The organism is Pantoea sp. GABEPS69 (assembly GCF_045780835.1).
GTDB classification, from domain to species: domain Bacteria; phylum Pseudomonadota; class Gammaproteobacteria; order Enterobacterales; family Enterobacteriaceae; genus Pantoea; species Pantoea septica.
This window is the reverse complement of record NZ_CP118618.1, coordinates 2,743,102-2,769,185: the sequence shown is the minus strand read 5'-3', so window position 1 is coordinate 2,769,185 and position 26,084 is coordinate 2,743,102. Positions and strand designations below refer to the sequence as shown.

22 protein-coding genes are annotated in these 26,084 nt (G+C 63.2%); 16 read left to right on the top strand and 6 right to left on the bottom strand.

What is annotated here, in order from left to right:
- The first annotated feature begins 5 nt into the window (after positions 1-5).
- Positions 6-2,444: a DUF3772 domain-containing protein gene (locus PVE98_RS13530; protein WP_096072834.1), complete on the top strand. Its 2,439-nt coding sequence runs from the start codon at positions 6-8 to the stop codon at positions 2,442-2,444.
- Between the two features lie 100 nt (positions 2,445-2,544).
- Here the strand turns inward: PVE98_RS13530 and dld are convergent, their stop codons facing one another.
- Positions 2,545-4,257, bottom strand: coding sequence for a D-lactate dehydrogenase (gene dld / locus PVE98_RS13525; protein ID WP_096072835.1), 1,713 nt, complete (start codon positions 4,255-4,257; stop codon positions 2,545-2,547).
- Positions 4,258-4,414: 157 nt separating this feature from the next.
- Between dld and bglX the strand changes: the two genes are divergently transcribed.
- Together bglX and PVE98_RS13515 are read left to right on the top strand one after the other, a co-directional pair.
- The gene (gene bglX, locus PVE98_RS13520; RefSeq protein ID WP_096072836.1) at positions 4,415-6,712 is read left to right on the top strand and encodes a beta-glucosidase BglX; all 2,298 of its coding nucleotides are present in this window, start codon (positions 4,415-4,417) and stop codon (positions 6,710-6,712) included.
- Positions 6,713-6,781: 69 nt separating this feature from the next.
- Positions 6,782-7,654, top strand: a complete 873-nt coding sequence (locus tag PVE98_RS13515; protein WP_096072837.1) for an oxygenase MpaB family protein — start codon at positions 6,782-6,784, stop codon at positions 7,652-7,654.
- A gap of 84 nt (positions 7,655-7,738) precedes the next feature.
- Here PVE98_RS13515 and PVE98_RS13510 read toward each other — a convergent pair whose 3' ends face one another.
- Positions 7,739-8,032 carry a hypothetical protein gene (locus tag PVE98_RS13510; protein ID WP_096072838.1) on the bottom strand — a complete coding sequence of 98 codons (294 nt, stop codon included), beginning with the start codon at positions 8,030-8,032 and terminating at the stop codon, positions 7,739-7,741.
- 262 nt (positions 8,033-8,294) lie between these two features.
- Between PVE98_RS13510 and PVE98_RS13505 the strand changes: the two genes are divergently transcribed.
- From PVE98_RS13505 to idi, 3 genes are all read left to right on the top strand, one after another.
- Positions 8,295-9,404, top strand: a complete 1,110-nt coding sequence (locus PVE98_RS13505; RefSeq protein ID WP_096072839.1) for a suppressor of fused domain protein — start codon at positions 8,295-8,297, stop codon at positions 9,402-9,404.
- Between the two features lie 163 nt (positions 9,405-9,567).
- Positions 9,568-11,463 carry a methyl-accepting chemotaxis protein gene (locus PVE98_RS13500; RefSeq protein WP_096072840.1) on the top strand — a complete coding sequence of 632 codons (1,896 nt, stop codon included), beginning with the start codon at positions 9,568-9,570 and terminating at the stop codon, positions 11,461-11,463.
- 143 nt (positions 11,464-11,606) lie between these two features.
- Positions 11,607-12,140, top strand: a complete 534-nt coding sequence (gene idi, locus PVE98_RS13495) for an isopentenyl-diphosphate Delta-isomerase (protein ID WP_033751508.1) — start codon at positions 11,607-11,609, stop codon at positions 12,138-12,140.
- Positions 12,141-12,173: 33 nt separating this feature from the next.
- Here idi and PVE98_RS13490 read toward each other — a convergent pair whose 3' ends face one another.
- Positions 12,174-13,649: an MFS transporter gene (locus PVE98_RS13490; RefSeq protein WP_333620599.1), complete on the bottom strand. Its 1,476-nt coding sequence runs from the start codon at positions 13,647-13,649 to the stop codon at positions 12,174-12,176.
- A gap of 208 nt (positions 13,650-13,857) precedes the next feature.
- Between PVE98_RS13490 and PVE98_RS13485 the strand changes: the two genes are divergently transcribed.
- From PVE98_RS13485 to PVE98_RS13470, 4 genes are read left to right on the top strand one after another with little or no spacing between them, the layout of a single operon-like run.
- Positions 13,858-14,772, top strand: coding sequence for an ABC transporter substrate-binding protein (locus PVE98_RS13485; protein WP_033751506.1), 915 nt, complete (start codon positions 13,858-13,860; stop codon positions 14,770-14,772).
- Positions 14,773-14,775: 3 nt separating this feature from the next.
- The gene (locus tag PVE98_RS13480; RefSeq protein ID WP_096072842.1) at positions 14,776-15,957 is read left to right on the top strand and encodes an ABC transporter permease; all 1,182 of its coding nucleotides are present in this window, start codon (positions 14,776-14,778) and stop codon (positions 15,955-15,957) included.
- The gene (locus PVE98_RS13475) at positions 15,944-16,879 is read left to right on the top strand and encodes an ABC transporter ATP-binding protein (RefSeq protein ID WP_033751502.1); all 936 of its coding nucleotides are present in this window, start codon (positions 15,944-15,946) and stop codon (positions 16,877-16,879) included. The genes PVE98_RS13480 and PVE98_RS13475 overlap by 14 nt, the downstream gene beginning before the upstream one ends.
- The gene (locus PVE98_RS13470) at positions 16,879-17,610 is read left to right on the top strand and encodes an ABC transporter permease (protein WP_033751500.1); all 732 of its coding nucleotides are present in this window, start codon (positions 16,879-16,881) and stop codon (positions 17,608-17,610) included. The genes PVE98_RS13475 and PVE98_RS13470 overlap by 1 nt, the downstream gene beginning before the upstream one ends.
- Positions 17,611-17,775: 165 nt before the next feature.
- Here PVE98_RS13470 and PVE98_RS13465 read toward each other — a convergent pair whose 3' ends face one another.
- A complete protein-coding gene (locus tag PVE98_RS13465) occupies positions 17,776-18,516 on the bottom strand; it encodes a MerR family transcriptional regulator (protein WP_333621446.1) in 741 nt (246 codons plus the stop codon).
- A gap of 155 nt (positions 18,517-18,671) precedes the next feature.
- On the opposite strand from PVE98_RS13465, the gene PVE98_RS13460 reads away from it, so the two are divergent.
- From PVE98_RS13460 to PVE98_RS13445, 4 genes are read left to right on the top strand one after another with little or no spacing between them, the layout of a single operon-like run.
- A complete protein-coding gene (locus PVE98_RS13460; protein ID WP_369826199.1) occupies positions 18,672-19,232 on the top strand; it encodes a helix-turn-helix domain-containing protein in 561 nt (186 codons plus the stop codon).
- Positions 19,229-19,756 (top strand): GNAT family N-acetyltransferase, encoded by a 528-nt coding sequence (locus tag PVE98_RS13455; protein WP_096072844.1) that lies wholly within the window; start codon positions 19,229-19,231, stop codon positions 19,754-19,756. The genes PVE98_RS13460 and PVE98_RS13455 overlap by 4 nt, the downstream gene beginning before the upstream one ends.
- An 8-nt stretch (positions 19,757-19,764) precedes the next feature.
- The gene (locus PVE98_RS13450; protein WP_227741473.1) at positions 19,765-19,920 is read left to right on the top strand and encodes a hypothetical protein; all 156 of its coding nucleotides are present in this window, start codon (positions 19,765-19,767) and stop codon (positions 19,918-19,920) included.
- A gap of 45 nt (positions 19,921-19,965) precedes the next feature.
- Positions 19,966-20,220, top strand: a complete 255-nt coding sequence (locus PVE98_RS13445) for a GNAT family N-acetyltransferase (protein ID WP_244951161.1) — start codon at positions 19,966-19,968, stop codon at positions 20,218-20,220.
- Here the strand turns inward: PVE98_RS13445 and PVE98_RS13440 are convergent.
- On the bottom strand, positions 20,205-21,467 hold the full coding sequence (locus PVE98_RS13440) for a histidine-type phosphatase (RefSeq protein WP_096072845.1): 1,263 nt from the start codon (positions 21,465-21,467) through the stop codon (positions 20,205-20,207). The genes PVE98_RS13445 and PVE98_RS13440 overlap by 16 nt on opposite strands.
- A 183-nt stretch (positions 21,468-21,650) precedes the next feature.
- On the opposite strand from PVE98_RS13440, the gene dinG reads away from it, so the two are divergent.
- On the top strand, positions 21,651-23,828 hold the full coding sequence (gene dinG, locus PVE98_RS13435; protein WP_096072846.1) for an ATP-dependent DNA helicase DinG: 2,178 nt from the start codon (positions 21,651-21,653) through the stop codon (positions 23,826-23,828).
- A gap of 54 nt (positions 23,829-23,882) precedes the next feature.
- Positions 23,883-24,851 carry a DNA-binding protein YbiB gene (ybiB, locus tag PVE98_RS13430; protein WP_407568512.1) on the top strand — a complete coding sequence of 323 codons (969 nt, stop codon included), beginning with the start codon at positions 23,883-23,885 and terminating at the stop codon, positions 24,849-24,851.
- A gap of 1 nt (position 24,852) precedes the next feature.
- Here the strand turns inward: ybiB and PVE98_RS13425 are convergent, their stop codons facing one another.
- Positions 24,853-26,010 (bottom strand): M20 aminoacylase family protein, encoded by a 1,158-nt coding sequence (locus PVE98_RS13425; protein ID WP_096072847.1) that lies wholly within the window; start codon positions 26,008-26,010, stop codon positions 24,853-24,855.
- Positions 26,011-26,084 lie beyond the last annotated feature (74 nt).

The window sequence follows — 26,084 nt, the reverse complement described above, 5'->3', positions numbered from 1 at the left end:
TCTATATGTTTACGTTACGTCTCTTTTTACCGCTGCTGATGCTGCTGACGGCGACGCTGTTCCCCGCCTGGAGCATGGCAGACGACGATGCGGCCGATGCCGCGCAGCAAGCTGACGCCGCGCCCAAAGTGAACGCGGCGGTTGAACTGCCGAAAATGCAGAAAGTCCTCGACAAGATCAAAGGTCAGGTGTCGGGGCAGACCAACGAAAACCAGCTGACGCAGCTTAACGAGCTGGCGCTGGAGCTGTCGGGCAACGCCGATACGCTCGCGCAGGCGCTGCAGCCGCAGCGTCAGCAGCTCGACGCGCAGCTGGCGGTGCTGGGCCCCGCGCCTAAAGCGGACAGCGGCGTGAAAGAGACGCCGGAAGTGACCCGCAAGCGCAGCTCGCTGGAGTCGCAGAAGAGCAAGCTGGACGATCAGATCAAGCAGGCGGACGGCATTAAAAACAGCGCCCTGATGCTCTCGTCGCAGATCACCAACCTGCGCCGCGATCTGATGAAAACCCAGCTGGCGCTTAACTCCGGCAGTATCCTCGGCCCGCGCTTCTGGGCGCCGCTGTTTGTGAAGCAGGATCTGGACAACGAGAAGATCGACGGCTTCCTGCAGGATTTGCAGGACACCGCCGCGCTGTCGTGGGAGCCGGGCTACCGTTTCGGCACCGTCGCCTGGCTGCTGGCGGCGATGCTGGTGATGACGCTGGGACGCCGCTACAGCGAAGAGTTCCTCGCCTGGATCAGCATTCACAAGATGCCGGAAGGGCGGCTGCGCCGCAGCTTCCTTGCCGCGGCGATCGCCCTGACCACGCTGGCGGCGGTGGTGCTGACCTTTAACTTTACCGCGCTGGCGTTCGCGCGCCGCGATGAGGTCTCCGGCGACGTGCAGGACTTCGTGGTCAGTCTGGTGAAGCTCAGTGTCTTCTGCGGCCTGATTGCCGGTCTGGGACGCGCTTTTCTCTCGACGCGGCGTCCGAGCTGGCGTCTGCCCGCCATCTCTAACGAAGTGGCGATGGCGCTGAAGCCGTTCCCGCCGATTACCGCCGCGCTGGTGTTTATTTTCCAGACGGTCGAGAACTTTAACTACACCGTTGGCACCAGCCTGAACACCACGATTTTCGCCAACGGCCTGACGGCGCTGCTGATCGGCAGCACCGCGCTGGCGATCAGCATGCGCACCAACCGCGTGCGTCGCCGCATGGCGCACGAGGGCAACGCGCCGGAAGTGCGCTCGACGCTGGTGGGGCTGATCCAGATGGCGCTGACGCTGACGGCGGTCGCCATTCTGCTGTCGCTGATTATCGGCTACGTTACCCTGGCGCGCTTCCTGAGCTACGAGGTGGTATGGTGCGGCATTCTGTTCGGTTCGTTCTACTTCCTCAGCCACCTGATTAACGACGGCTGCGAAAGCCTCTTTTCCGTCAACAGCCTGACCGGCCGACGGCTGCAAACCTCGCTTAACATCGACGAGCGCCATCTGCAGCAGGCGGCGACGCTGCTGGCCGCGCTGGGCAAAACCCTGCTGATCGGCTTTGTCGCGCTGGCGCTGCTTAACGGCACCTTCGCCTCGTCGACGCCGATCGAGCTGCTGCAAAAAGCGATTGAGTTCTGGGGCGGCAAAGGGCTGGAGTCGCTGAACATCGTGCCGGCGCACATGGTCAACGCGATTATCTGTCTGGTGGTGGGCATCTACGTGCTGCGCAGCGTGCGCCGCTGGCTCGACAACGATTTCCTGCCGAAAACCACCATGGACGCCGGCATGCGCGTATCGCTGATCACGCTGTTCAGCAATATCGGCTACGTGCTGGTGATCCTGCTGACGCTGTCGATTATGGGTCTGCAGTGGAACAAGCTGGCGTGGATCGTCAGCGCGCTGTCGGTGGGTATCGGTTTCGGCCTGCAGGAGATTGTGAAGAACTTTATCTCCGGCCTGATCCTGCTGACCGAGCGGCCGGTCAAGGTGGGCGATCTGGTAACCATCAGCGGCATTGAGGGCGATATCCGCCGTATCAACGTGCGCGCCACCGAGATCCAGCTGGGCGACAAGTCGACGGTTATCGTGCCGAACTCGCAGTTTATCTCGCAGAACGTGCGCAACGCCACCATGGGCAACGCGCAGGGCGTGGTGACCATTACGCTGACTTTCCCGCTCAATATCGATCCGGTGCGGGTGCGCGAGCTGCTGCTGGAGGTTTATAACGAGAATGAACGTATTCTCGAGACGCCGGAGCCGTCGGTCTCCTTTAAGGACCTGACGGCGCAGGGCATCATCTTGAGCGTGACCGGCAACGTCGCCAGCCAGCGGCAGATTTCCGGCGCGAAGAGCGACCTGCTGTTCGATATTCTGACGCGCCTGCGCAAAGAGGGCATTGTGCTGTCGACGCCGCAGACCATGATTATCGAGCGCCGCCAGCAGATGGCGGAGCAGGCGGCCGATCCGCTGCCTTAAGCCCGCATGGGGCGCCAACGTGGATGACAGGATTGATCGTTATCCGCGTTTTACGCCCCGAGCCGTCTGCAAAAATCCTTTCATCACAGTCCCCGCTTCCTCAGGGCTGCTTCACCGCCCAGCCTTTCTGCTTGCTGGTTTTGCCAATTCCCGGATTAAAGGTATTGGTGGGATCGAGCCGACGATAGAAGTCCGCCAGCTGCGGCTTCGCCCGATAGAGATGGCCAACGTTATGCTCCGCCGGATACTCTGCGCCGCGCGCCTCTAAAAGCGCCAGCATCTGCTCTTTCAGCGCGTGCGCGTCCACTCCTTTTTTCACAATGTAGTCCTGATGGAAAACGTGGCAGAAGAGGTGGCCGTAATAGAGGCGATGGCTCAGCGACTGGGTAATTTCCGGCGGCAGGGTTTCAAACCAGTCGCGATCGTTGCGGCGCAGCGCGATATCGAGCGCCAGAATATCTTCGACCTCGTCGGCGTGCACCGCGTGATAGCGCACCGCCGCGCCCGCCGCGGCGAAACGGTGCAGAAAGGCGTGCGCGCCCTCTTTGCCTTCGCACTCGAAAAACGCGCCGCCGCCTTCACGGAAATATTCTTTCAGGTAGTCGCGCGCCTCCTCGACGCCCGCGCCGGACATCTTCAGCAGCAGGTGATGCGCGTATTTATCGCGATACTGCTTCATGCGCTTCGGCAGATGCGCCGGGAAGAGGGCGCTGACGCGCTGCAGCAGGCGATCGGTCAGGTGCGGCTTAACGAAGCTCAGCTTTGCCAGCCAGGCGTCAACGCGGCCCTTCAGCGTGAAAAACAGCGGCATCTTATCGGTGCCCAGCTTGTCGATCATCACAAAGGTATCTTTGCCGTAGACTTCGGCGATGTCGTAAATATCGCGATGCATATATTCGCCCGCCACCGGCAGATGGGTGAAGTGGGCGAGAATATGGCGGCGAATATCGCTCAGCACCGCCGGATCGTTGGTGCCGATATAGAACACCTGCTGCTGCGGCTCGCAGGGGAAGGTATCCAGCCGCACCGCGAACACCGCCAGCTTGCCCGCGCAGCCGGAGGCTTCGAACAGCCGGCGCGCATCGGCGTTGAAGCGCGCCGGCGTATCGGCGTCAACGTGCCGCACGCGGTCGGCATAGTCGGGGTCGGAGGCGTGACGTCCGTCGTGCTGCACATCTTCCGCTCGCCAGCGCTCATCGTCCAGCCGGCCGAGGATCTCTTCCGGCGAGGCGCCGAGATCGATGCCGAGATGGTTCACCAGCTTCAGCTTGCCCTGCTCGTCCACCTGGGCGAACAGCGCCATCTCGCTGTAGGCCGGGCCGCGTTTGATCAGCGAACCGCCGGAGTTATTGCAGACGCCGCCCAGCACCGAGGCGCCAATGCAGGAGGAGCCGATCACCGAATGGGGCTCGCGGTTAAGCGGCTTCAGCGTTTTCTCCAGCTGATAAAGGGTGCTGCCGGGAAAGGCGAGCACCTGTTTGCCGTCGTCGATCAGCTGCAGCTTATCGAGACGTCGCGTGCTGATAATCACCACCGGCCGATCGTAGTCGTTGCCGCTGGGCGTCGAACCCTCCGTCAGACCGGTATTGGCCGCCTGCATCAGGATAATGGCGTCGGCGCTAACCAGGGTTTGCAGCACGCGCCACAGCTCCAGCAGGGTGCCGGGAAAGACCACCGCCAGCGCCTCGCCTTCGCCGGAGCGAAAGCCTTTGCGGTAGCGCGCGGTCTGCTCCTGGTCGGTAAGCAGGTGGGAGGCGCCAACGTGGCGGCGCAGATCGGAGAGTAAAGCGGAATGAGACGCTGGATGGATCATGTGCAACTCCCTTGTCATTACATGGCGCCATTACTGTAGCACGTCAGGGAAAAGCGCGGCGCAGTGTGACGCTGACAGCTACCTGCTATCCTCAACTTGTGGCACACTGCCGCCTGTTTATTCGATATTGCGCAGTTACTTAAGAGAACCCGACCTGATGAAATGGATTTACTCTGTTAGTCTCGCTGTCTCACTCGCTCTGCAACCCGCGCTGGCCGACGAGCTGACGGGACCGCATCCCATGAACGCGCAGGCGCGCGACGCTTTCGTTAATCAACTCCTGACCAAAATGACGCTGGACGAAAAAATCGGCCAGCTCAGGCTGATCAGCGTGGGGCCGGACACCCCGAAATCGGCGGTTCGCGACATGATAGAGAAAGGTCAGGTCGGCGCGATTTTCAATACCGTGACGCGTCAGGATATTCGCGCCATGCAGGATCAGGTTATGCAGCTCAACCGCCTGAAAATTCCGCTGTTTTTCGCCTATGACGTGGTGCATGGCCAGCGTACCATTTTTCCTATCCCTCTGGGGCTCGCCGCCAGCTGGGATCTCGACGCCGTCAGCGAGGTCGGACGCGTCTCGGCCTATGAAGCCGCCGACGACGGGCTGAACATGACCTGGGCGCCGATGGTAGACGTCAGCCGCGAACCGCGCTGGGGCCGCATCTCCGAAGGGTTTGGCGAAGACACCTGGCTCTCCTCGAAGATGGGCAGCACCATGGTGAAGGCGATGCAGGGCAAAAGCCCCGCCGATCGCTATGCGGTAATGACCAGCGTCAAACACTTCGCCGCCTATGGCGGTATCGAGGGCGGCCGCGACTACAACACCGTGGACATGAGCTCGCAGCGCCTGTTCCAGGACTATCTGCCGCCCTATAAAGCCTCGCTCGACGCCGGCAGCGGCGGCGTGATGGTGGCGCTTAACTCACTTAACGGCGTGCCCGCCACCGCCGACGGCTGGCTGCTGAAAACGGTGCTGCGCGACCAGTGGAAATTCAAAGGCATCACCATCAGCGACCACGGCGCGATTAAAGAGCTGCTCAAGCACGGCGTGGCGACCGATCCCGAGGATGCGGTGCGCGTCGCCCTGAAGTCGGGCATCGATATGAGCATGAGCGACGAGTACTACAGCAAATATCTGCCGGGCCTGGTGAAGCGCGGCGCGGTGAGCATGGCGGAGATCGACGACGCGGCGCGCCATGTGCTGAACGTCAAATATGATATGGGGCTGTTCAACGATCCTTATAGCCATCTTGGCCCGAAAGAGAGCGATCCGCAGGATACCAACGCCGAAAGCCGCCTGCACCGCGCCGAAGCGCGCGACGTGGCGCGTAAAAGCATCGTTCTGCTGAAAAACCGGCTGGAAACCCTGCCGCTGAAGCGCGCCGGCACCATTGCGCTGATTGGGCCGCTGGCGGATAGCCAGCGCGACATTATGGGCAGCTGGTCGGCAGCGGGCGTGGCGAAGCAGTCGGTGAGCCTGCTGCAGGGCATGCGTAACGCCACCGCAGGCAAAGCGACGCTGCTCTACGCGAAAGGCGCCAACATCAGCGACAACAAAGGCATTCAGGACTTCCTTAACCTCTACGAGCAGGCGGTGTCGGTGGACGCGCGCTCGCCGCAGGCGTTGATTGACGAGGCAGTGGAGAAGGCGAAGCAGGCGGACGTGGTGGTCGCGGCGGTCGGCGAAGCGCAGGGGATGGCGCATGAGGCCTCCAGCCGCAGCGAACTCACCATTCCAGCCAGCCAGCAGAAGCTGCTGGCGGCGCTGAAGGCCACCGGCAAGCCGCTGGTGATCGTGCTGATGAACGGCCGACCGCTGACGCTGGTCAATGAAGATCGCATGGCGGACGCGCTGCTGGAAACCTGGTTCAGCGGCACTGAAGGCGGCAACGCCATCGCCGACGTGCTGTTCGGCGACTACAACCCGTCCGGCAAGCTGCCGATCACCTTCCCGCGCTCGGTGGGGCAGATCCCGCTCTACTACAACCATCTGCCGACCGGCCGTCCTTACAACTTCGCCAAGCCGAACAAATACACCTCGCACTACTATGATTCAGTGAACGGCCCACTCTATCCGTTTGGCTACGGGCTGAGCTACACCCGCTTCAGCGTCTCGCCGGTGAAAATGTCGGCGGCCACGATGCCGCGCAACGGCACGGTCGAGGCGAGCGTGACGGTGACCAATACCGGCGACCGCGACGGCGCGACGGTGGTACAGATGTACCTGAACGATCCGGTCGCCTCGATCAGCCGTCCGGTACGCGAGCTGCGCGGCTTTAAGCGGGTTATGCTTAAAGCAGGCGAATCGCAGACCGTCAGCTTTAAGATCGACGTGGACGCGCTGAAGTTCTGGAACCAGCAGATGCAGCAGGTAGCGGAGCCAGGCAAGTTCAACGTGATGATCGGACTTGACTCGGTACGCACCCAGAACGCGCAGTTCGACTATCTCTGACGCTGCACGACACGCTGCTCCCGGCCTGGCGGCCGGGAGCAGCGGGCACACCAGGCCAACCGCAACCTTATGAACAGCATCCGCAACCGTATCCAGAACCAGGTTTTTCGCGTTAACGGCCTGGCGCTTAATGAGTTCGATATTTCGCAGCCGCCCGGCGATCCCGGCCTGTTCGGCCCCGATAGCGTTATCTGGCGCGTGCACGGCGACTTTCCCGCCATGCTGTGCGGCGGCATCAGCGCCTTGCTGTTACAGATGCTGCATCCTTCCGCGCTGGCGGGCGTCTGGGATCACTCCAACTTCCGCCAGGATATGATGGGCCGCCTGCGGCGCACCAGCCAGTTCATCGCCGTCACCACCTTCGGCAATCGTCACGACGCCAGCCTGCTGATTGAGCGCATTAAAAACATTCATCTGCGCGTCAGCGGCGTCGACAATTACGGGCAGCCCTACGCCGCCAGCGACCCGCGTCTTCTTACCTGGGTGCACGTCGCCGAAACCAGCGCCTTTCTCGCCGCGCATCTGCGCTTTAAAAATCCGCAGCTCAGCCTGGCGGAGCAGGATCGCTACTATCAGGAAGCGGCGCTGATCGCCGAAGCGCTGGGGGCCACCGGCGTGCCGAAAAGCGTCGAGGCGGTGGAGCGATACCTGCAGGATATGCGCGGCGAGCTGCGCTATGACGAGCGCACCGCCGAGGTGACGCGCCTGCTGCGCGAGGCGCCTGCGCCAGGCTGGCAGGCAAAGCCAGCGATGAAAGTGATGCTGAATTCCGGCATGGCGCTGCTGCCCGACTGGGCGCAGCAGATGTCCGGCTATCGCTTCAGCCCGCTGTCGCGCGCGCTGCTCGACGCCGAGATGCGGCTGCTGGCGAAAACCCTGCGCTGGTCAATTACGCGCGGCGCATACCATCGCGCCATGCTGCGCATGGGACGCCAGCCTTAACGCCTTCTTAACCTTCTCTGTACGCCAGCCTGTCGACGCTGTGCCGCCGCTTAACAGCGCGGCGGCAGGAAAGATAACCGAAGTTTAATGATGAAATTCGTCGTGCGGCCGCGTATAGCTGCGCGGCGCGCGCGTCTGCCGCTGCTGTGCCGTCCGGCGCTGCTGCAGGCGGTGCGCCAGCAGGCCCAGTCCGGCGCCGATGGCGGCCAGCGACAGCAGGCCGAAGGTGAGGTCGACAGGCAGCAGGATAAGCGCCGCCAGGCCGACCGCTATCAGCGTGACGGCAAGCGTAAGCGTGGTGTAGCGATAAAGAAGCCAGAGAAAAAGCGCGAGAAACGCCAGCTCACGCCAGGCAAAATCGGTAACGGGCTGCATCATGCGCCTCCGATAAAAAGGTGAGATCGACCTTAGCACGCCGCTGCGCCCCAGAAACGCGAATAGCGTTTCACCATCCGGGCTGCCCACTCTTTAGCGGCGTTGCGCCTTTCCGCGCCGCGCCGCGTTCTCCGCTTTACTTTTGCTTACCCTTGCGCAGGCGCATTGCGCCGACTTTGAGAGTTTTACCCTTGTCTCACGTGGCGGCAGTGGGGATCCTGCTCTAATCTCGGGGAAATGGATCCCTAAGCTTTGTCGAGGCGCTATGACTTACCAACCTCTGATTGCTGAGGTCCACAATCAGCAACATACACTGACGGCGATTGTCGAACAGGATGAGCGCACCGCTTACTTCTACATCTGGCCGACGGATCTGTTCCGCAGCCAGTATGCGGTGCGCGGCTGCTGGCTGCGCAATCTGCTGCCTGCGCCGGCGCAGGAAGATCGCGCGGCGATGGAGCAGGGCATCGCGCCGCTGCTCAGCGCCGAGTATTGCCGCACGCTGGAGGCGGAGCCGCCGCTCGATCCGGCGGGCCTGCAGGTGCTGTGGGAGCCGAGCGACGACGGCGCGGCGCTGTGGTATTACGGCCAGCTGCTGGCAGTGATCCCCGGCTGGAGCCTCTACCAGGATAAACAGGTCAGCTTCTCTGCCGGCTGCATCAAAAAAAACCGGCTGACCGCGCCGCTTGGCTCCGCCTCCACCAACGACTACTACGCGCGCGCGGAGCATCAGCGTCAGTTCTGGCGCGACTGGCACGACGGCAACGAGTGGGATCGGGTGCAGCAGGCGCTGCTGCAGCGCTATCAGGCGCAGTTCGGCGAGTCGGTGAAGTATTACGCCATCGATCAGGGCAGCTGGCCGCCGATGGCTATCTCCCAGCACTGGCATCAGGGCGTATGGTATTTCCTTACGCTCGGCATGAGCATTCGCCCGATGCCGCAGGTCGACTATCTGTTCGACGAACTGGCGCCGCAGTATCGCCGCGTCGAGCTGGCGATGGCGGTGGATGGCGAAGTGATGACCGAAGGCAATGCGGTGCAGATGGCGAGCGCGCTGGCGGAGTTCGCCCATCTGCCCTGGGCGCGTCTCACCTGGCTGGGCGAAGGGCATACGCTGGCGTCGGAAGTGGCGCCGGTCGGTTTTGAAAGCTTTCTGCTGGCCAACGCGCTGGCGGACGAGAGCGCGCAGTTTAACCTGCCGAAGCGTGACGGCGATCGGCCTAACCTGCTGTGGGCGACGCCGATCACCGAAGCGGAGCGTCAGTTCGCGCAGGCGGATGAGCTGGGCGGTCAGCAGCTGGTGGAGCTGCTGATGGCGGCGGGCAATAACCATATCTTCCGTCCGCGCCAGCAGGTAGTGGAGAGCGAAATCTGACGGCGGCGCGCTGCTTGCCCAGCGCGCCGCCGGTCGTTAGTGACTAAATAATCACCTGCCTCAACGAGTTGTTAAATTTGTGATCTCGCGCATCTCAAGTTAGCTGCTGCTGCGCCGTTAACCCTGATCAGGCAATCGCGCCGTTTCTGCCAGGGGAAAGCAGATGCTAAAAACAACTCAGTCCCGCTTTACCGCGGTTCTTGTACTCTTTTTTCTCGTTTTGATGCTCATCACCGTAGTAGTGATTAAACAGTTTATCTCGCCACAGCTGACCGCGAATCAGAGCCAGCTGGTGCGCTACCAGGTTGACGCGCTGGCGACCGGCATTGTGGAACAGATGAACCGCGTTCAGGCGCAGCAGCGCGCCATCACCGAAGCCGCGAGCGTGATGGAGAGTCCCGCCATCGATCAGATGCTGCCGGCGCTGGTGAACCAGTATCAGGACAGCAACGTCTTCGGCGGCGGCATCTGGCCGCTGCCTAACCGTCGCGATCCGGCGAAAGAGAAAGACAGCAGCTTCTTTGCGCGCAACGCCAGCAACCAGCTGCAGGTCAACACCTACTGGAACTCCGACGCCGCCGATAAATACTGGGAGCAACCCTGGTACAAGGACGGCATGGCCGCGCCGAAAGGGCAGTGCGCCTGGGCGAAAGCCTATCAGGACGCCGCTAGTCCGCAGCCGCGCACCAACTGCGCCATGGCGATCTACCGCGACGGCACCGTCTGGGGCGTCGCCACCATCGACGTCACCCTCGGCTTTTTCAACCATCTGGCGAAAGAGATGGGCGACGCCATTCAGGGACGCGTGCTGATTGTCGAGGCCGACGGCAAAGTGGTGGGCAACGCCGCGCTGGTGGACGGCACGCCGAAGCTGGAAAACCTGACCGATCTGCAACTGCCGATGGCGGCGCCGCTGAAGGGCCTGCTGAGCGGCGCAGGCTCGCAGCCGACCGAGACGACCTTTGACGGCGAGGATGGCGAACATACGCTGTTCCTGCAGACTATCCCGGGCAGCCCGTGGTATCTGGCCAGCGACGTGCCGACCAGCCTGCTCACCGCGCAGGCGCACAGCATGCTGACGCGTCTCGGCCTGGTGCAGATCCCGCTGGCGATCGTGCTGCTGCTGGTGCTGCTGGGCTTTATCCGCGCGATGATGCAGCGCCTTAACGTGCTGCACCGCAACATCGACGCGCTGGCGCAGGGCGGGGCCGATCTGACCCAGCGTTTGCCGACCAGCAACAGCCCGGAGTTCAACGCCGTGGCGCAGAGCTTCAACAACTTTATCGGCTATCTGCAGGGGCTGATGCGTCAGGTCGGCGACAGCGCGCTGGCGATCACCGCCGCGTCGCGCGAGATCGCCAGCGGCAACGCCAACCTCTCGTCACGTACCGAAGATCAGGCCAGCTCGATCGTCGAAACCGCCGCCTCTATGGAGCAGCTGACCGGCACGGTGCGCCAGAACGCCGACAACGCCACCCACGCCAATCAGCTGGCGGGCAATGCGTCGCAGGTGGCGGCGCGCGGTACGGAAGTGGTGCGTCAGGTGGTGAGCACCATGGGCGAAATCCATCATTCATCGCGCAAAGTGGTCGATATTATCAGCGTCATCGACAGCATCGCCTTCCAGACCAATATCCTGGCGCTCAACGCCGCGGTAGAAGCGGCGCGCGCAGGCGAGCAGGGCCGCGGCTTCGCGGTGGTCGCTTCTGAAGTGCGTAACCTGGCGCAGCGTTCGGCCAACTCGGCGCGCGAAATCAAAAAGCTGATCGAAGAGTCGGTGGCCAATATCGACGCCGGCAGTCAGCTGGTGGAGCAGGCGGGCGAGACCATGGACGAACTGATGCAGGGCGTCAGCAGCGTCACCACGCTGATGAGCGAAATCATGTCCGCCAGCCGCGAGCAGAGCATGGGCATCGAGCAGGTCAACGTGGCGATCACCCAGCTTGACGGCACGACGCAGCAGAATGCCGCGCTGGTGGAGCAGGTTTCCGCCGCTGCCCAGGCGATGGAAGAGCAGAGCGTGCAGCTGGAGCAGGTGGTGCAAAGCTTCCGCCTGTAAGCGTCCCCCGCGTCATCACAACGTAAGCTATCCCACGGGCTCGCACAGGCGAGCCCGTTTTTTTGCGCAAAACCGCACGAATTCACGCGGCATGAAACGGCAGGGATGTGCCAGAATAGTAAGAGTTATCTTAAGGAATCCTCATGTCTGCTATCGAAGTTATTCTCGTCGACCATCTCGATCGTCCCACCGGTAAAATGGAAAAGCTGGAAGTGCATGAGAAGGGGCTGCTGCACCGCGCGGTCACGGTCTACGTATTTAATTCGTCCGGCGAACTGCTGCTGCAGCGCCGCGCCAGCGGCAAATACCACTGCGGCGGGCTGTGGAGCAACACCACCTGCGGGCACCCCTGTCCGGCGGAGCCGACGCAGCAGGCGGCGGAACGTCGTTTATACGAGGAGATGGGGCTGGAGCTGTCGCTGACGCCGGTTTTCGAGCTGAGCTACAACCTGCCGCTCAGCAACGGCCTGATCGAGCATGAGTATGGTCATGTCTACTTCGCCGTCAGCGATGACCAGCCCACGCCCAATCCGCAGGAGGCGGATGACTGGCGCTATCTCTCGGTAAGCGACATCCAGCGCGCGATGCTTGAGGAGCCGCAGCAGTTCACGCCCTGGTTTCTCTACACCTTTCCGCGCATCCCCGCCTATTTAAATGCGCTGAGTATGCCGGCGTAAAGAGAATGGCCGCCCGTTCGGGCGGCCATTTCGTTAACGTCCGGCAAAATCCTCCGCGTCCACATCATAGCCCGACGGCTCCCAGCGGATCGCCAGCAGCGCCAGCAGACCCGCCAGCGGCGCCAGGAAAATCACCCAGAAAACCCCGGTGCCTAGCGCGGCGACCAGCACCGGAAACAGAAACAGCGAAACGGTCGAGCTGCCGCGCATCAGCGTCTGGTTAAAACCGACGCCGACGCCGCGCAGCGAAGTCGGATAGCTGAGCGACGCGAAAGTCATGGTATGCGAACCGGGACCAAAGCCCTGACCAAACAGAAACAGCGCCAGCATCGCGATGGCGATGCCCGCTTCCTGACCGCCTTCGGGACGCCCAATTAGCGCCAGCCCCAGCAGCGCCACGCACTGACAGGCGTAGCCCGCCACCGACATCTTCCACGCGCCCAGCCGTGGCACCAGCCGCACCGCCAGCACGCCGCCGACAAAGGCGAACAGCAAATTGAGCACCAGCGACACCAGAATCGTGGTCAGCATCGACTGGGCGAAAAAGCTGGTGATGATCACCGGCAGGCCGAAGGCCACCGCGTTATAGGCGAAGGAAGAGGCGACCGAGGTGATGGTCGCCAGCAGCGTGCGGCGCAGATAGACGCCGCGCAGCAGCGCGCCGTAGTTGCGCCAGCTGGCACGGCGTGCAGGCTGGACAGGCGCTGTGGACGCATCCTCGGCCACCTGCGCGTTGATATTCCAGCCGCTGCGCAAAATGGCGGCGGCGCCTTTCAGATCGCCCTGATTGGCCGCCCAGACCGGCGACTCGCTCATATAGCGACTGCGTATCGCGATAATAATCAGCGCCGGCACCGCGCCGAAGCCGAGGATCAGGCGCCACAGCCAGCCGGTGTGGCTCTCCGGCAGCACTGCATAGAGCAGCAGCACCAGCAGATAGGAGATGCTGATCGCCGCATACCAGGTGGGACACCACATCGCCACGCTGGCGGCCTTGTTGCCCTTGCCGCGCAGGCGGGAAAACTCGGCGAGAAACGCCATCGCCACCGGCAAATCAATGCCGACCCCCAGCCCCATCACAAAGCGCGCGCCGCCCAGCACATACTCATTGGGCGCGAAGGCGCAGGCGAGCGCTGCCACCACGAAAAAGAACATATCCGCCATAAAAACGCGATAGCGGCCGATCTTATCGGTGAGGTAGCCGCCGATCAGCGCGCCGACAATGGCGCCAAAGGTAATGGCGGAGGCGACCATGCCGGTGCCGGTCGGAGTGAGGTTAAACTCGCGCGCCACATCCTTGATGCCGAACGCCAGCGCGCCGAGATCGTAAGCATCGAGAAACACGCCGCCCAGCGCGATCGCCACCACGATGCGCGCGTTATTGCGCGCGCCGTCGCCGCTGTTGATCAGGCGCGATACGTCCGCCGCGCTGCGGATCCACTGCGTTTCCCCTTCGGGCCGGTTCCCTGTTAACGCCACGTGGGCAGAAGATGAAGTAAGGTCGGTCATAATGTTGTCTGTGATTATTGTGAGTGAATGGACAGCTTACCGTCCAGACGTCTGGACGTAAATTCTTTTCAGTTATAACCGAGCCGATAACAGTATGAAAAAGTTGAGGCGCGACACTTCACGCTTCAGGCAATGTGTTACGCGATGCCTGACGAAACGACTATTCTCTATAAGCACCTCACAAATAACCGAATTAAAGGAACACCTCATGGCAAGGTCTGGTTTTCTGGCATTGACGGCAGCCGCGCTGCTGCTGGCGACAGGCGCGGCGCAGGCCGCCGATCCCGTGCGCGTGGGTTCGAAAATCGATACGGAAGGTTCGCTGCTGGGCAACGTGATCCTGCAGGTGCTGGAAAAGCACGGCGTGAAAACGGTGAACAAAATCCAGCTCGGCACCACCCAGGTGGTGCGCGGCGCCATCACCGCTGGCGAACTGGACATCTATCCCGAATATACCGGCAACGGCGCTTTCTTCTTCAACGATGAAAAAGACGCCGCCTGGAAAAATGCGCGTCAGGGCTATGAGAAAGTGAAAAAGCTCGACGCTGACAAAAACCAGCTGGTGTGGCTGACGCCTGCGCCAGCGAACAACACCTGGACCATCGCGGTGCGCCAGGATGTCGCCCAGCAGAACAAGCTCAGCTCGCTTGACGATCTCAGCAGCTACCTGAAAAAAGGCGGCACCTTCAAGCTGGCGGCCTCGGCGGAATTTATCGAGCGCGGCGACGCCCTGCCAGCCTTTGAAAAAGCCTATGGCTTTAAGCTGACGCAGAGCCAGCTGCTCTCGCTGGCGGGCGGCGATACGGCGGTAACCATCAAGGCGGCGGCGCAGCAAACCTCCGGCGTCAATGCGGCGATGGCCTACGGCACCGACGGCCCGGTGGCGGCGCTGGGCCTGCAAACTCTGAGCGATCCCAAAGGCGTGCAGCCGATCTATGCGCCGACGCCGGTGATCCGCGCCGCGGTGCTGAAAGCCTATCCCGACATCGAAAGCTGGCTGAAGCCGGTCTTCAGCAAGCTGGATGAGAAAACCCTGCAGCAGCTTAATGCGAAGATTGCTGTCGAAGGCCAGGACGCCAGCAGCGTGGCGAGCGAATGGCTGCAGCAGCAGAAGCTGCTGTAAACCATGGCGCTATCGCGGGATGCGATGCTGGCGGCGCGGCGTCAGCCGGTCGCGCTGCTGCTGATGCTGTTGCTAAGTCTGGCGCTCTACTGGCTGCCGTTTCTCAGCTACGCGCCAAACCGGCTGGTCTCCGGCCAGCCGCTAATGCTAGGCCAGGTCAGCGACGCCGGCTGGCTGGCGCTGCCGCTGGCGGCGCTCTGGCTGCTGCTGTGGGCGCGCCCGACGCGTGCGGCGCTGGCGCTGATGCTGCTCGCCTGCGACGCGCTGCTGACCGGCATGGTCTGGCTGAGCGGGCACGAGGCGGCGCGGCTGGCGGCGCAGGGCAGCGCGCTGGCGCGCACCAGCTTCGGCGGCGGCCTGTGGCTGGCGTGCGGCGTCACGCTGCTGCTGGGCGCCGAGCTGGCGCGCACGCTGACGCGTAATAATCTCTGGCGACTGCTGCTCAATCTGCAGATCTGGCTGCTGCCGCTGCTGATGCTGTTCAGCGGCGAGCTGAACGCGCTGTCGCTGCTGAAGGAATACGCCAACCGCCACGCGGTGTTTGACGCGGCACTGGCGCGCCATCTGACGCTGCTCAGCGGCACGCTGCTGCCTGCGCTGCTCATCGGCCTGCCGCTCGGCATCTTGCTGCACCGGCGTCCGGCGTGGCAGAGCGGCGTTTTCAGCGTGCTGAACGTTATTCAGACCGTGCCGTCGGTGGCGCTGTTCGGCCTGCTGATCGCGCCGCTGGCCGGGCTGGCGAGCGCTTTTCCCTGGCTGAAAAGCTGGGGCGTCAGCGGCATCGGCATGGCGCCGGCGCTGATCGCGCTGACGCTTTATGCGCTGCTGCCACTGGTGCGCAGCGTGGTGGCCGGGCTGCAGCAGGTGCCGCGCGACGTGCGCGAAAGCGCGCGCGGCATGGGCATGGGCCAGCTGCAGCGCTTTTTCGCCGTCGACGTGCCGCTGGCGCTGCCGGTCTGGCTCGCCGGGCTGCGCGTGGTGGTGGTGCAGACGCTCGGCATGGCGGTGATCGCTGCGCTGATCGGCGCAGGCGGCTTCGGCGCCATTATTTTTCAGGGACTACTCAGCAGCGCGCTCGATTTGGTGCTGCTGGGGGTGATCCCGGTGATTGCGCTGGCGGTGGTGATTGACGCGCTGTTCCGCCTGCTGATTTCCCTGCTGGAGAGAACCCATGATTCACTTTAACGGCGTCAGTAAGCACTTCGCTGGCAAAGCGGCGGTGAAGGATTTGTCGCTGCAGATCGGCGAGGGCGAGTTTAGCGTGCTGCTTGGCACCTCGGGCTCCGGCAAATCGACCACGCTGAAGATGATCAATCGCCTGGTGGAGTTCGACGAGGGCGAGATCCTGTTCGCGGGGGAGTCGATCCGACGCCTTGACGCGCGCGATTTGCGCCGGCGCATGGGCTACGCCATTCAGTCCATCGGTCTGTTTCCCCACTGGACGGTGGAAAAAAATATCGCCACCGTGCCTGAACTGCTCGGCTGGCCCAAAGCCCGCATCCGCGCGCGAGTTGAGGAGCTGCTGGCGCTGCTTAGTCTGGATGCGCATCTGGCGCGGCGTCTGCCGCATCAGCTCTCCGGCGGCCAGCAGCAGCGCGTCGGCGTGGCGCGGGCGCTGGCGGCGGATCCTGAAGTGCTGCTGATGGATGAACCCTTCGGCGCGCTCGATCCGGTCACGCGCGGCGCGCTGCAGCAGGAGATGCTGCGCATTCACCGCCTCTCGGGCCGCACCATCGTGCTGGTTACGCATGACATCGACGAGGCGCTGACGCTGGCGGATAACATCGTGCTGATGGATCAGGGGGAAATTGTGCAGCAGGGCAAGCCCGCCGCGCTGCTGACGCAGCCGAAAAACGACTTTGTGCAGGACTTCTTCGGCAGAAGCGAGCTGGGCGTGCGTCTGCTGTCGCTGGGACAGGTCGGCAACGCGGCGCGGCGCGGCGAGTGGCTGGAAGGCGAGCCGCTGGCGGCCGCGCAGTCGCTGCGCGAAGCGCTGTCGCAGTTTATCGCCCGGCGCGCCGATAAGCTGCCGGTGGTGGATGAACGCCAGCAGCCGCTGGGCGTGCTCTACTTCAGCGATCTGCTGACGCTGCGCGAGGGTCAATGATGCGCTGGCTGAAGGATCCGCTGCTGTGGCTGATTATCCTGTTTGTGGCGCTGCTGCTCGGCCTGCCCTACAGCGGACCGCTTTTCGCCTGGTGGTTCCCCGAGCAGGCGCGTCCGCTCTACCAGCAGGAGAGCTTTCTCCAGCTGGCGCTGGCGCATCTTTTTCTGGTGGTGACCGCCAGCGCGCTGGCGCTGCTGGTCGGCGTCGGCGGCGGGGTGCTGGTTACCCGGCGCGCGGGACGGCGCTTTCGGCCGCTGGTAGAAACCATCGTGGCGGCCGGACAGACCGTTCCGCCGGTCGCAGTGCTGGCGATCGCCGTGCCGGTGATGGGGTTCGGCGCCTGGCCGGCGGTGGTGGCACTGCTGCTTTACGGCCTGCTGCCGATTTTACAGGGCACGCTGGCCGGACTCGATAGCGTGCCCGCCAGCAGTCGGGAAATCGCCGACGGCGTCGGCATGAGCGCATGGCAGCGTTTGTGGCAGGTAGAGCTGGCGCTGGCTGCGCCGGTGATACTGGCGGGCGTGCGCACCTCGGTGATCGTTAACATCGGCACGGCGGCCATTGCCTCGACCGTGGGCGCGGAGAGTCTCGGTTCGCCGGTAATCATCGGCCTGAGCGGCTTTAACACCGCCTATGTGATTCAGGGCGCGCTGCTGGTGGCGCTGCTGGCGATTGTCAGCGATCGCCTGTTTGAGCGCCTGCAGCGCTGGCTTAGCGTGAGTGGAGAATAAGGGTGTAGCCGACCAGCATCAGCCCACCGGTGCCGCCGACGGCCATAATGAAAAACAGCGTTGCGAAGAAGATTTTTTGCCAGTTCATGCGGAAACCTGAGTAGAGCCCGAAAGCCGGGGATAATAACGCGGGCAGGGCGAGGCGAAAAGGGCCCTGCGTGCGTTTTACTGAAAGCGCGTCTCGTGGGCGCGAATGGTATATCCCTGCTCTTGCCAGTGCGTCAGCTGTTCCTGCTGGCGACGCGTAAGCTTTTTGCCGGTCCAGACAAAAATAGTCTGACCGGGAAAAAGCTCGGGGCGCGGCAGGTCAAGCGGCTCCGCCAGCACGTCAAGCCGCCAGCCCTCCTGCGAGAGCCGCCAGGCTTCCAGCCAGATGCGGGTGCGGTCTTCTACCGCCCAGCCGAGGATCAGCGCGTCTTTACCCGCTTCTTTACGACTGGCGGCCAGACAGAAGGCGACGTAATCTATCAGCGCGCCGTCCAGCAGGCTGCTCATCACGCGTGCGGTATTCTGATCCAGACCGAGTTTCTGCCGAACCGGCATAATGACGTGATCGATAAGCGGATCAACTGGATTTTCACGCCCCAGCGCGGCGATTTTTGCGCGCAGCTTCGACGGTTTGACGTGACGCAGCACGCTCATCAGCTCTTCCTGGAGGTTCACCCAGCCGTCGTGCACGTTCACGCTTTCGCCTTCGAGCAGCGCTTTGACTTTGCCCACCGGCACGCCGCTTTCGATCCAGCGTTTAATTTCTTCGATGCGCTGCACATCCTCGTCATCAAACTGACGATGTCCACCCTCCGATCGCTGCGGCTTTAATAAGCCATAACGTCGTTGCCACGCACGCAGCGTGACTGGGTTTATTCCACAGCGTTCGGCGACGTCACCGATACTGTAAAAGGCCATAACTTCCCCAAACTTCCTGACTGCGATCCAATAACCTTAACCAACCCGATCAACTTGTACAAATGTTTTTTAAGTGTACAAGTTGACCGTGGCGCAAGTTTCACGCTTAATCTCACATATGAGATATTTTTTCCAAATATGAGACGAGAATAGTGCTGACTGAAGAGACTGAACAACGCCTTGCGGCTCGCCTGGCAGAACTCCGCGTTCAGCGCGGCTGGTCGCTGGATGAGCTTGCCACAGCGACCGGCATCAGCCGGGCGTCATTGTCGCGTATCGAGCGCGGCGAAACCAGCCCGACGGCTGCCTTATTGAATCGCCTGTGCGTCGCTTATGGTCTTACCATGTCGCGGCTGTTAAGTGAAGTGGAAGAGGCGGTTAATCTGCTGCTGACGCCGGAACAGCAGCCGGTATGGCGCGATGACGCCAGCGGCTTCGTGCGCCGCAACGTCTCGCCGCCAGCCGCCCACTTTCGCGCAGAGCTGGTGGAAGGGCAGCTGCGGCCGGGCGCGCGCATCGATTACGATGCGCCGCCTGTTCAGGGGCTGGAGCAGCATATCTGGCTGCAGCAGGGCGGCCTGACCATCACCATGGACGGGCAGAGCTGGACCTTACAGAGCGGCGACTGCCTGCGTTTTCATTTGACCGGCCGCTCGGCGTTCGAGGCACATCTTACCGACGGCGCACGCTATGTGCTGGTGGTGTGCAAACCATGACGACGTATGAATGGATTGACGCAGATCGGGCGCGCATCGAGCAGGGCTTTCTCAGCGATTTGCTGCAGGCGTGCGTGGCGGACGGCGCCAGTATCGGCTTTACCGATCCGCAGGACCGCGCGACGATAGCGCGTTTCTGGCAGCAACGCGCAGCCAGCCTCGCCGAGGGGGAGAACGAACTTATCGTGGCGCGCCAGCACGAGCGAGTGGTCGGCACGCTAACCCTGAGCGCCGCCGTGATGCCCAACGGCCGCCATCGCGCGGAGATCAACAAGCTGCTGGTGCATCCCGCCGCCCGCCGTCAGGGCATCGCGCGCCAGCTGATGCAGCTGGCCGAGCAGCGTGCGCAGGCGCTGGGCAAAACGCTGCTGGTGCTGGACACCCGCAGCGGCGACGCCGCCACGCAGCTCTATCTTTCGCTCGGCTGGCAGATCGCCGGCGCGATTCCAGGCTACGCCGAATCGATCGCGGGCGAGCTAGAGGCGACGACGGTGATGTTTAAGCTGCTGAAGCCCCAGCCATGATCCGGGTTATGCGTGAAGATGCGGATCATTCCGACGCTCGCTGGTTGCTGGATCAGCTTTCTGACACCTTGGCGCAGTTAACCGGCAGCAGCGGCCGCGCCCGTTTTGATGCGGCGGAAATGGCGATGCCGGGACGCTGTTTCGCCGTGGCCCGGAATGCGTAGCGGCAGCCTGTCGGATGCGGCGCCTTTCGCCCGTTGCAGCCCGACGTGGCTGAGCTTAAACGCATGTTCGCCTTGCCCGGAAGCCAGGGCGCTGGCGCGGCGCTGTTGCACTTCCTTGAGCAACAGGCGCGGCTGGAGGGATATCGGGAGCTGTGGCTGGAGACGCGGCGCGTCAATGCGCGCGCGCTGGCTTTTTACGCACGCCACGGCTTTCAGCCCATTGCCGCGTTCGGACCTTATGCCGCGATGCCGCATGCGCAATGTCTGGGCAAGCGGCTGGATGGTCAGGGCAGCGCATAGCTGACCGGCGTCACCGCCTGCCGGTCAATCTGCCGGCTTAGCGTGTGAACGGCGCTCTCCAGCGGGCAGAGGGTTCCCACCGGCGTCACGCGGCACCCCGCCTGCCGCCACTCTTCGCGCAGCAGCGGATGCGCGGCGTCGATCGGCTGCAGACGGCGCAGGTCATCCAGGCTTTGTGCCTGAAAATAGACGCGCAGGAAGCGCTGGCCGCTGGCGTTGTCGCGCCAGCGCTCGAAAACCAGGCTGCCGCCGGGCGGGATATTGCCGCGCGCGTAGCCGGGCAGCGTCCAGCTAAAGCCCATCAGGGTGCGCACCATCGCGATATTGGTGTCGTGCGCCACCAGCAGCAGCCAGCGCGCATTCGGCGCGGCATTGTGGCTTTCCGCTGCCTCCAGCATGGCGTTGAGCAGAATCGATCCGCGCCTTTGCGCGCTGTAGAGCACGTCGTTGCTGAGGTCGTAGTTCGCCGACAGCAGCGGCAGAATGGCGGTGATCTGCGCGGAGCGGGTGATATGGCCCCAGGCGATCTGGCTGAGCGGCAGGTTTTCGCTCCAGGCGAGGCGCAGCGTCTCCGCCATGCTCGCCATCACGCTCAGGCCGGCGATATAGGCGTGGCCGCTTTTGCTCTGGCGGATCTGCCAGGGCTGATCGAACAGCGCGCAGTGGGCGTCGGAGAGACATACCGCCTGCTTCAGCGCCTTGACGGCGGGCTGCAGCGCCCGCTGGCGCGCGGCCAGATCGCCCGCCTTCGCCTCGACCGCCGCCCGCTGCTGAGCGGGATCGGTCGCCGTCGCGGCGAAGGCGTCGGTCTGGAACAGCGGATCGGCTTCGCCCATAACGTGATGCACCGGCACGCCGCAGCCGGGAAAGGCACCGTCCACCAGCGCTTCGGCGGTGGCGCGGGTGCGCTGCAGCGGGCTGGCGCGCACGTATATATCCTGCGGCTGCGGGCAGCCGCCCGTCAGCAGGCCGAGCTGGCGATAATGTTCGCCCTCCCAGCGCCCTTTATTGACCACCGCCGCGTAGCCGTGGCCGGTCAGCTCGCCGTCGCGCGTGCTCCATACTGGCCAGGGGCGCTGGGTGGCGGCCTCAATCTCTTTACGGTTGCCCGGCGTGGGCGGACGCACGCCGTGGCGGCTCAGCTCCACCACCTGCTCCAGCTGATATGTCGGCGACTGTGCGGCGGCCTGCGTCGACCAGAGCAGCAGGGCGCAGAGAGCGGCAAAGGCGCGGCGGGGGAAAATCATCTCTTCTTCCTCAGGAGAACGGCGGTGATGCGACACCATAGCGCTGAAGCCCGGCCGCTGGCTACGGCAAGATTTTTCCGCTGCGCAATTCCTCGAGGCGGCGCGAAAAAATGCGCCCCGAAGCTGACGCTGGCGGATTACTGTGTAAAAATACAGGCCATTTTCACCCGGCGGTAAACGACTATGGCCCTGACAGCAGCAATAAAAAGCCAGATAGCGCAGTGGTATAAGGCGCTACAGCAGCAGGTGCCGGACTTTATTCCCCGCGCGCCGCAGCGCCAGATGATCGCTGAAGTGGCGAAGTGTCTGGCGGGCGACGACGCGCGCCATCTGGCGATTGAAGCGCCGACCGGCGTCGGCAAAACCCTCTCTTACCTGATCCCCGGCATCGCGGCGAGCCGCGCCGAAGAGAAGACCCTGATCGTCAGCACCGCCAACGTGGCGCTGCAGGATCAAATCTTTACCAAAGATCTGCCGCTGCTGAAAAAGATCATTCCCGATCTTACCTTTACCGCCGCCTTCGGGCGCGGGCGCTACGTCTGTCCGCGCAATCTGGCGGCGCTGGCCGCCAGCGATGACCAGCAGGGCGATCTGCTGCTCTATCTCGACGACGAGGCGGTAAGCAGCACTCAGGAGGAGCAAACGCAGTGCGGTCGCCTGGAGAAGTCGCTCGGCAGCTACGCGTGGGACGGACTGCGCGATCACAGCGAAGAGAATATCAGCGACAGCCTGTGGCAGCGCCTCTCGACCGACAAGGCGAGCTGCCTCGGCGCGCACTGCCGCTGGTATCGCGAATGCCCCTTTTTCGTCGCCCGCCGTGAAATCGAGCAGGTGGATGTGGTGGTGGCTAACCATGCGCTGGTGATGGCGGCGATGGAGAACGAGTCGGTGCTGCCGCCGCCGAAGCACCTGATGCTGGTGCTGGACGAAGGACACCATCTGCCGGAGGTGGCGCGCGACGCGCTGGAGATGAGCGCCGACATCACGCCCGGCTGGAGCAGCCTGCAGCTCGATCTCTTCGTGCGGCTGGTAGAGGGCATTATGACGCAGATGCGCCCGAAATCGCCGCCGCCGCTCAGCAATCCGGAGCGTCTCAAGGCGCACTGCGAGGAGCTGCGCGAGCTGCTGACGACGCTGAGCCAGGCGCTCAATCCGCTGCTGCCCGCCGACAACCAGCCGGGCGAGTTTCGCTTTGTGCTCGGCGAGCTGCCTGAAGAGCTGCTGGCCCTCTGCGCGCGCCTGTTCAAGCTGAGCGACGCGCTGCGCGGGCTGGCGGAAGGGCTGATCAATGCCCTCAGCGAGCAGACCGGCAGCGTCGATCTGATGCGTTTGCACCGCAATCTGCTGCAGCTTAACCGCCAGTTCGGCTGGTTCGAATCGGTCAGCAAGCTGTGGCGGCTGGCGGCGATGCCGAAAGCGTCGGGCGCGCCGGTGTCGAAGTGGATCACGCGCGAGCTGCGCGACGGCCAGGCGCATCTGCTGTTTCACTGCGCTGGCATTCGCGTCAGCGATCAGCTGGAGAAGCTGCTGTGGCGCAAAATCCCTCATGTGGTAATCACTTCCGCCACGCTGCGCTCGCTCAACAGCTTCGGCCGCCTGCAGGAGATGTCGGGCCTGAGCGAGAAGGCCGGCGACCGATTTGTGGCGCTCGATTCGCCGTTTAATCACGTCGAGCAGGGCAAGCTGGTGATCCCGCAGATGCGCTACGAGCCGCTGCTGGCTAACGAAGCGGAGCATATCGCCGAAATGGCGGCCTTTTTCCGGCAGCAGATGAAAGAGGAGAAGCACAAAGGAGTGCTGGTGCTGTTCGCCAGCGGCCGCGCGATGCAGCAGTTCGTCGCACAATTGCCGGAGCTGCGTCTGACCATGCTGGTGCAGGGCGATCAGCCGCGCTCGCGCCTGGTGGAGCTGCACCGTAAACGGGTGGCGAAGGGCGACACCAGCATTCTGGTGGGTCTGCAGTCGTTCGCCGAAGGACTGGATTTAAAAGGCGAGCTGCTGAGCCAGGTGCATATTCATAAAATCGCTTTTCCGCCGGTGGACAGTCCGGTAATTTTGACCGAAGGCGAATGGCTCAAGAGCCTGAATCGCTACCCGTTTGAGGTGCAGAGCCTGCCGAGCGCCTCCTTTACGCTGATCCAGCAGGTTGGCCGCCTGATCCGTAGTCATCAGTGCTACGGCGAAATCGTCATCTATGACCGTCGTCTGCTGAGCAAAACTTACGGCAGTCGCCTGCTGGCCGCGCTGCCGGTCTTTCCTATCGAGCAGCCGGAGGCGCCCGCCGCGCTGAAGGTGAAACGCGCGCCCACGCTGGCGGGTAACAAACGGCGCCCCACCCGGCGGCCGGCGGCGAAGCGTTAACCACTGACTAACTTTTGGCCGCCGCCTGGCGCGGCCCCTGACCGGAAGCGAAGAATGGAACTGAACAAAGTGATTAAAGAGATCGGACGCGGCAAAAATCACGCGCGCGATCTTGACCTCGCCACCGCGCAGGCGCTTTATACGGCGATGCTGGCGGGTGAAGTGCCGGAGCTGGAGCTGGGCGGCATTCTCATCGCGCTGCGCATCAAGGGCGAAGGCGAAGAGGAGATGCGCGGTTTCTATCAGGCGATGCAGGCGCGCATGATGTCGCTGCAGGCGCCCGCGCAGCGTCCGCAGCCGATAGTTATTCCCAGCTACAACGGCGCGCGGCGTCAGGGCAACCTGACGCCGCTGCTGGCGCTGTTGCTGAATCGTCTGGGCTTTCCGGTGCTGGTGCACGGCGTCAGCGATGATCCGACGCGCATCACCAGCGAGGCGGTGTTCGCCGCGCTCGGCATTGCGGCGGTGACCACGCAGCAGCAGGCGCAGGCGGCGCTGGACCAAAGCGGCCTCGCCTTTATCACCATCGATCATCTCTGCCCGCCGATGGCGAAGCAGCTTTCGCTGCGCTGGCGGATGGGAGTGCGCAGCAGCGCCCATACGCTGGTGAAGCTGGCGACGCCGTTCGGCGAACGCGCCGCGCTGCGTCTCTCCAGCGTATCGCATCCGGAATATGTGCCGCGCGTGGCGAAATTCTTTAGCGATATCGACGCGCCCGCCATTCTGCTGAACGGCACGGAAGGGGAAGTCTACGCCAGTCCGCTGCGCTGTCCGGCAATCAGCTTTATTCCCGGCGCGGGACGCGAAGCGGAAGTCTGGGTTGAGCGTCAGCCGGAAGCGGCGCCGGAGCTGCCAGCGGATAAATCGGCCGAGGCGACCGCGCGCTGGACGGAAAGGGTGCTGAAGGGCGAGATCCCGGTGCCGCAGGCGCTGCGTCTGCAAATCGCCTGCTGCCTGCGCGCCAGCGGAGAAAGCGCGTTGCTGGAGGCGGGCCTGGCACGCCTCAGCGACGCCGGGTTTTAAGTTAGCCTTGCGGCAGCGCCTGTTCGACCAGGCGCTGCCAGAACGTCACGCCCAGCGGGATTAGCGCGTCGTTAAAGTCATATTCGGCATTGTGCAGCGGTGCAGAAGGCGTCGCGCCATCGGCGCCCAGCCAGAAATAGGCGCCGGGACAGACATCAAGCATGCAGGCGAAATCTTCCGACGCCATAGAGGGATTCACCTGCCAGTGGACCTGCTCTTCGCCCAGCATCTGCTGCGCCGCCATGCGTACCTGCTCAGCGGGTTCGGCGTGGTTGGCGGTGACCGGATAGCCGGGAAACCAGTGCACAGCGCCGCTGACGCCGAACGGGCGCGGCAGAGTAGTGACAAATTCTTCGATCAGACCGCGTACCTTGTTGCGTACGTCGGTCTGCAAACATCGCACCGTACCGCGCAGCACCAGCGTTTCCGGAATGACGTTAATCGCTTCGCCGCCGTGGATCTGCGTGACGCTGACCACCGCCGAGGCGAGCGGCGAGAGGCGGCGCGAGGGAATGGTTTGCAGCGCCAGAATCAGTTCGGCGGCCACCACCATCGGATCGGCGCCGCTTTCCGGCATTGCCGCGTGGCAGCTTTTGCCGGTCAGGGTTATTTCAAACGAGTCGAGCGACGCCATCATCGCGCCGGGATTGACCGCCAGCGATCCCACCGGCATGCCCGGCCAGTTATGCAGCGCATAGATCGCATCCATAGGGAAGCGCTGAAACAGACCCTCTTCCACCATTTTGCGCGCGCCGCCCAGATTCTCCTCGGCGGGCTGAAAGATAAAGTGCACCGTGCCGCGAAAGCGACGCGTGGCCGCCAGCTGCAGCGCTGCCGCCAGCAATATCGAGGTATGGCCGTCGTGGCCGCAGGCGTGCATCACGCCCTGACGCGCAGAGCGCCATTGCGGGTTGCCTTTTTCGGTGATGGGCAGGGCGTCCATATCGGCGCGCAGTCCGATAACCGGGCCGTCGCCGTTGCGCAGCGTGCCGACCACGCCGGTGCCTGCCAGCCCGCGATGCACCTGTAGCCCCGCCATTTCCAGCTCCTGCGCGACCAGATCGCTGGTTTTATGCTCCTGATAACCGAGTTCCGGTTCGCGGTGCAGCTGATGACGCCAGTGTTGGGCTTTGTCGAGCAGGGCAGGGGATAGGGTCATGCGGAATCGCGCTCCTGTAGTGATGAGTCTCCACTTTAGTGGCAAGGCGCAGGCGCGTCTATCTTCCGGAGTGG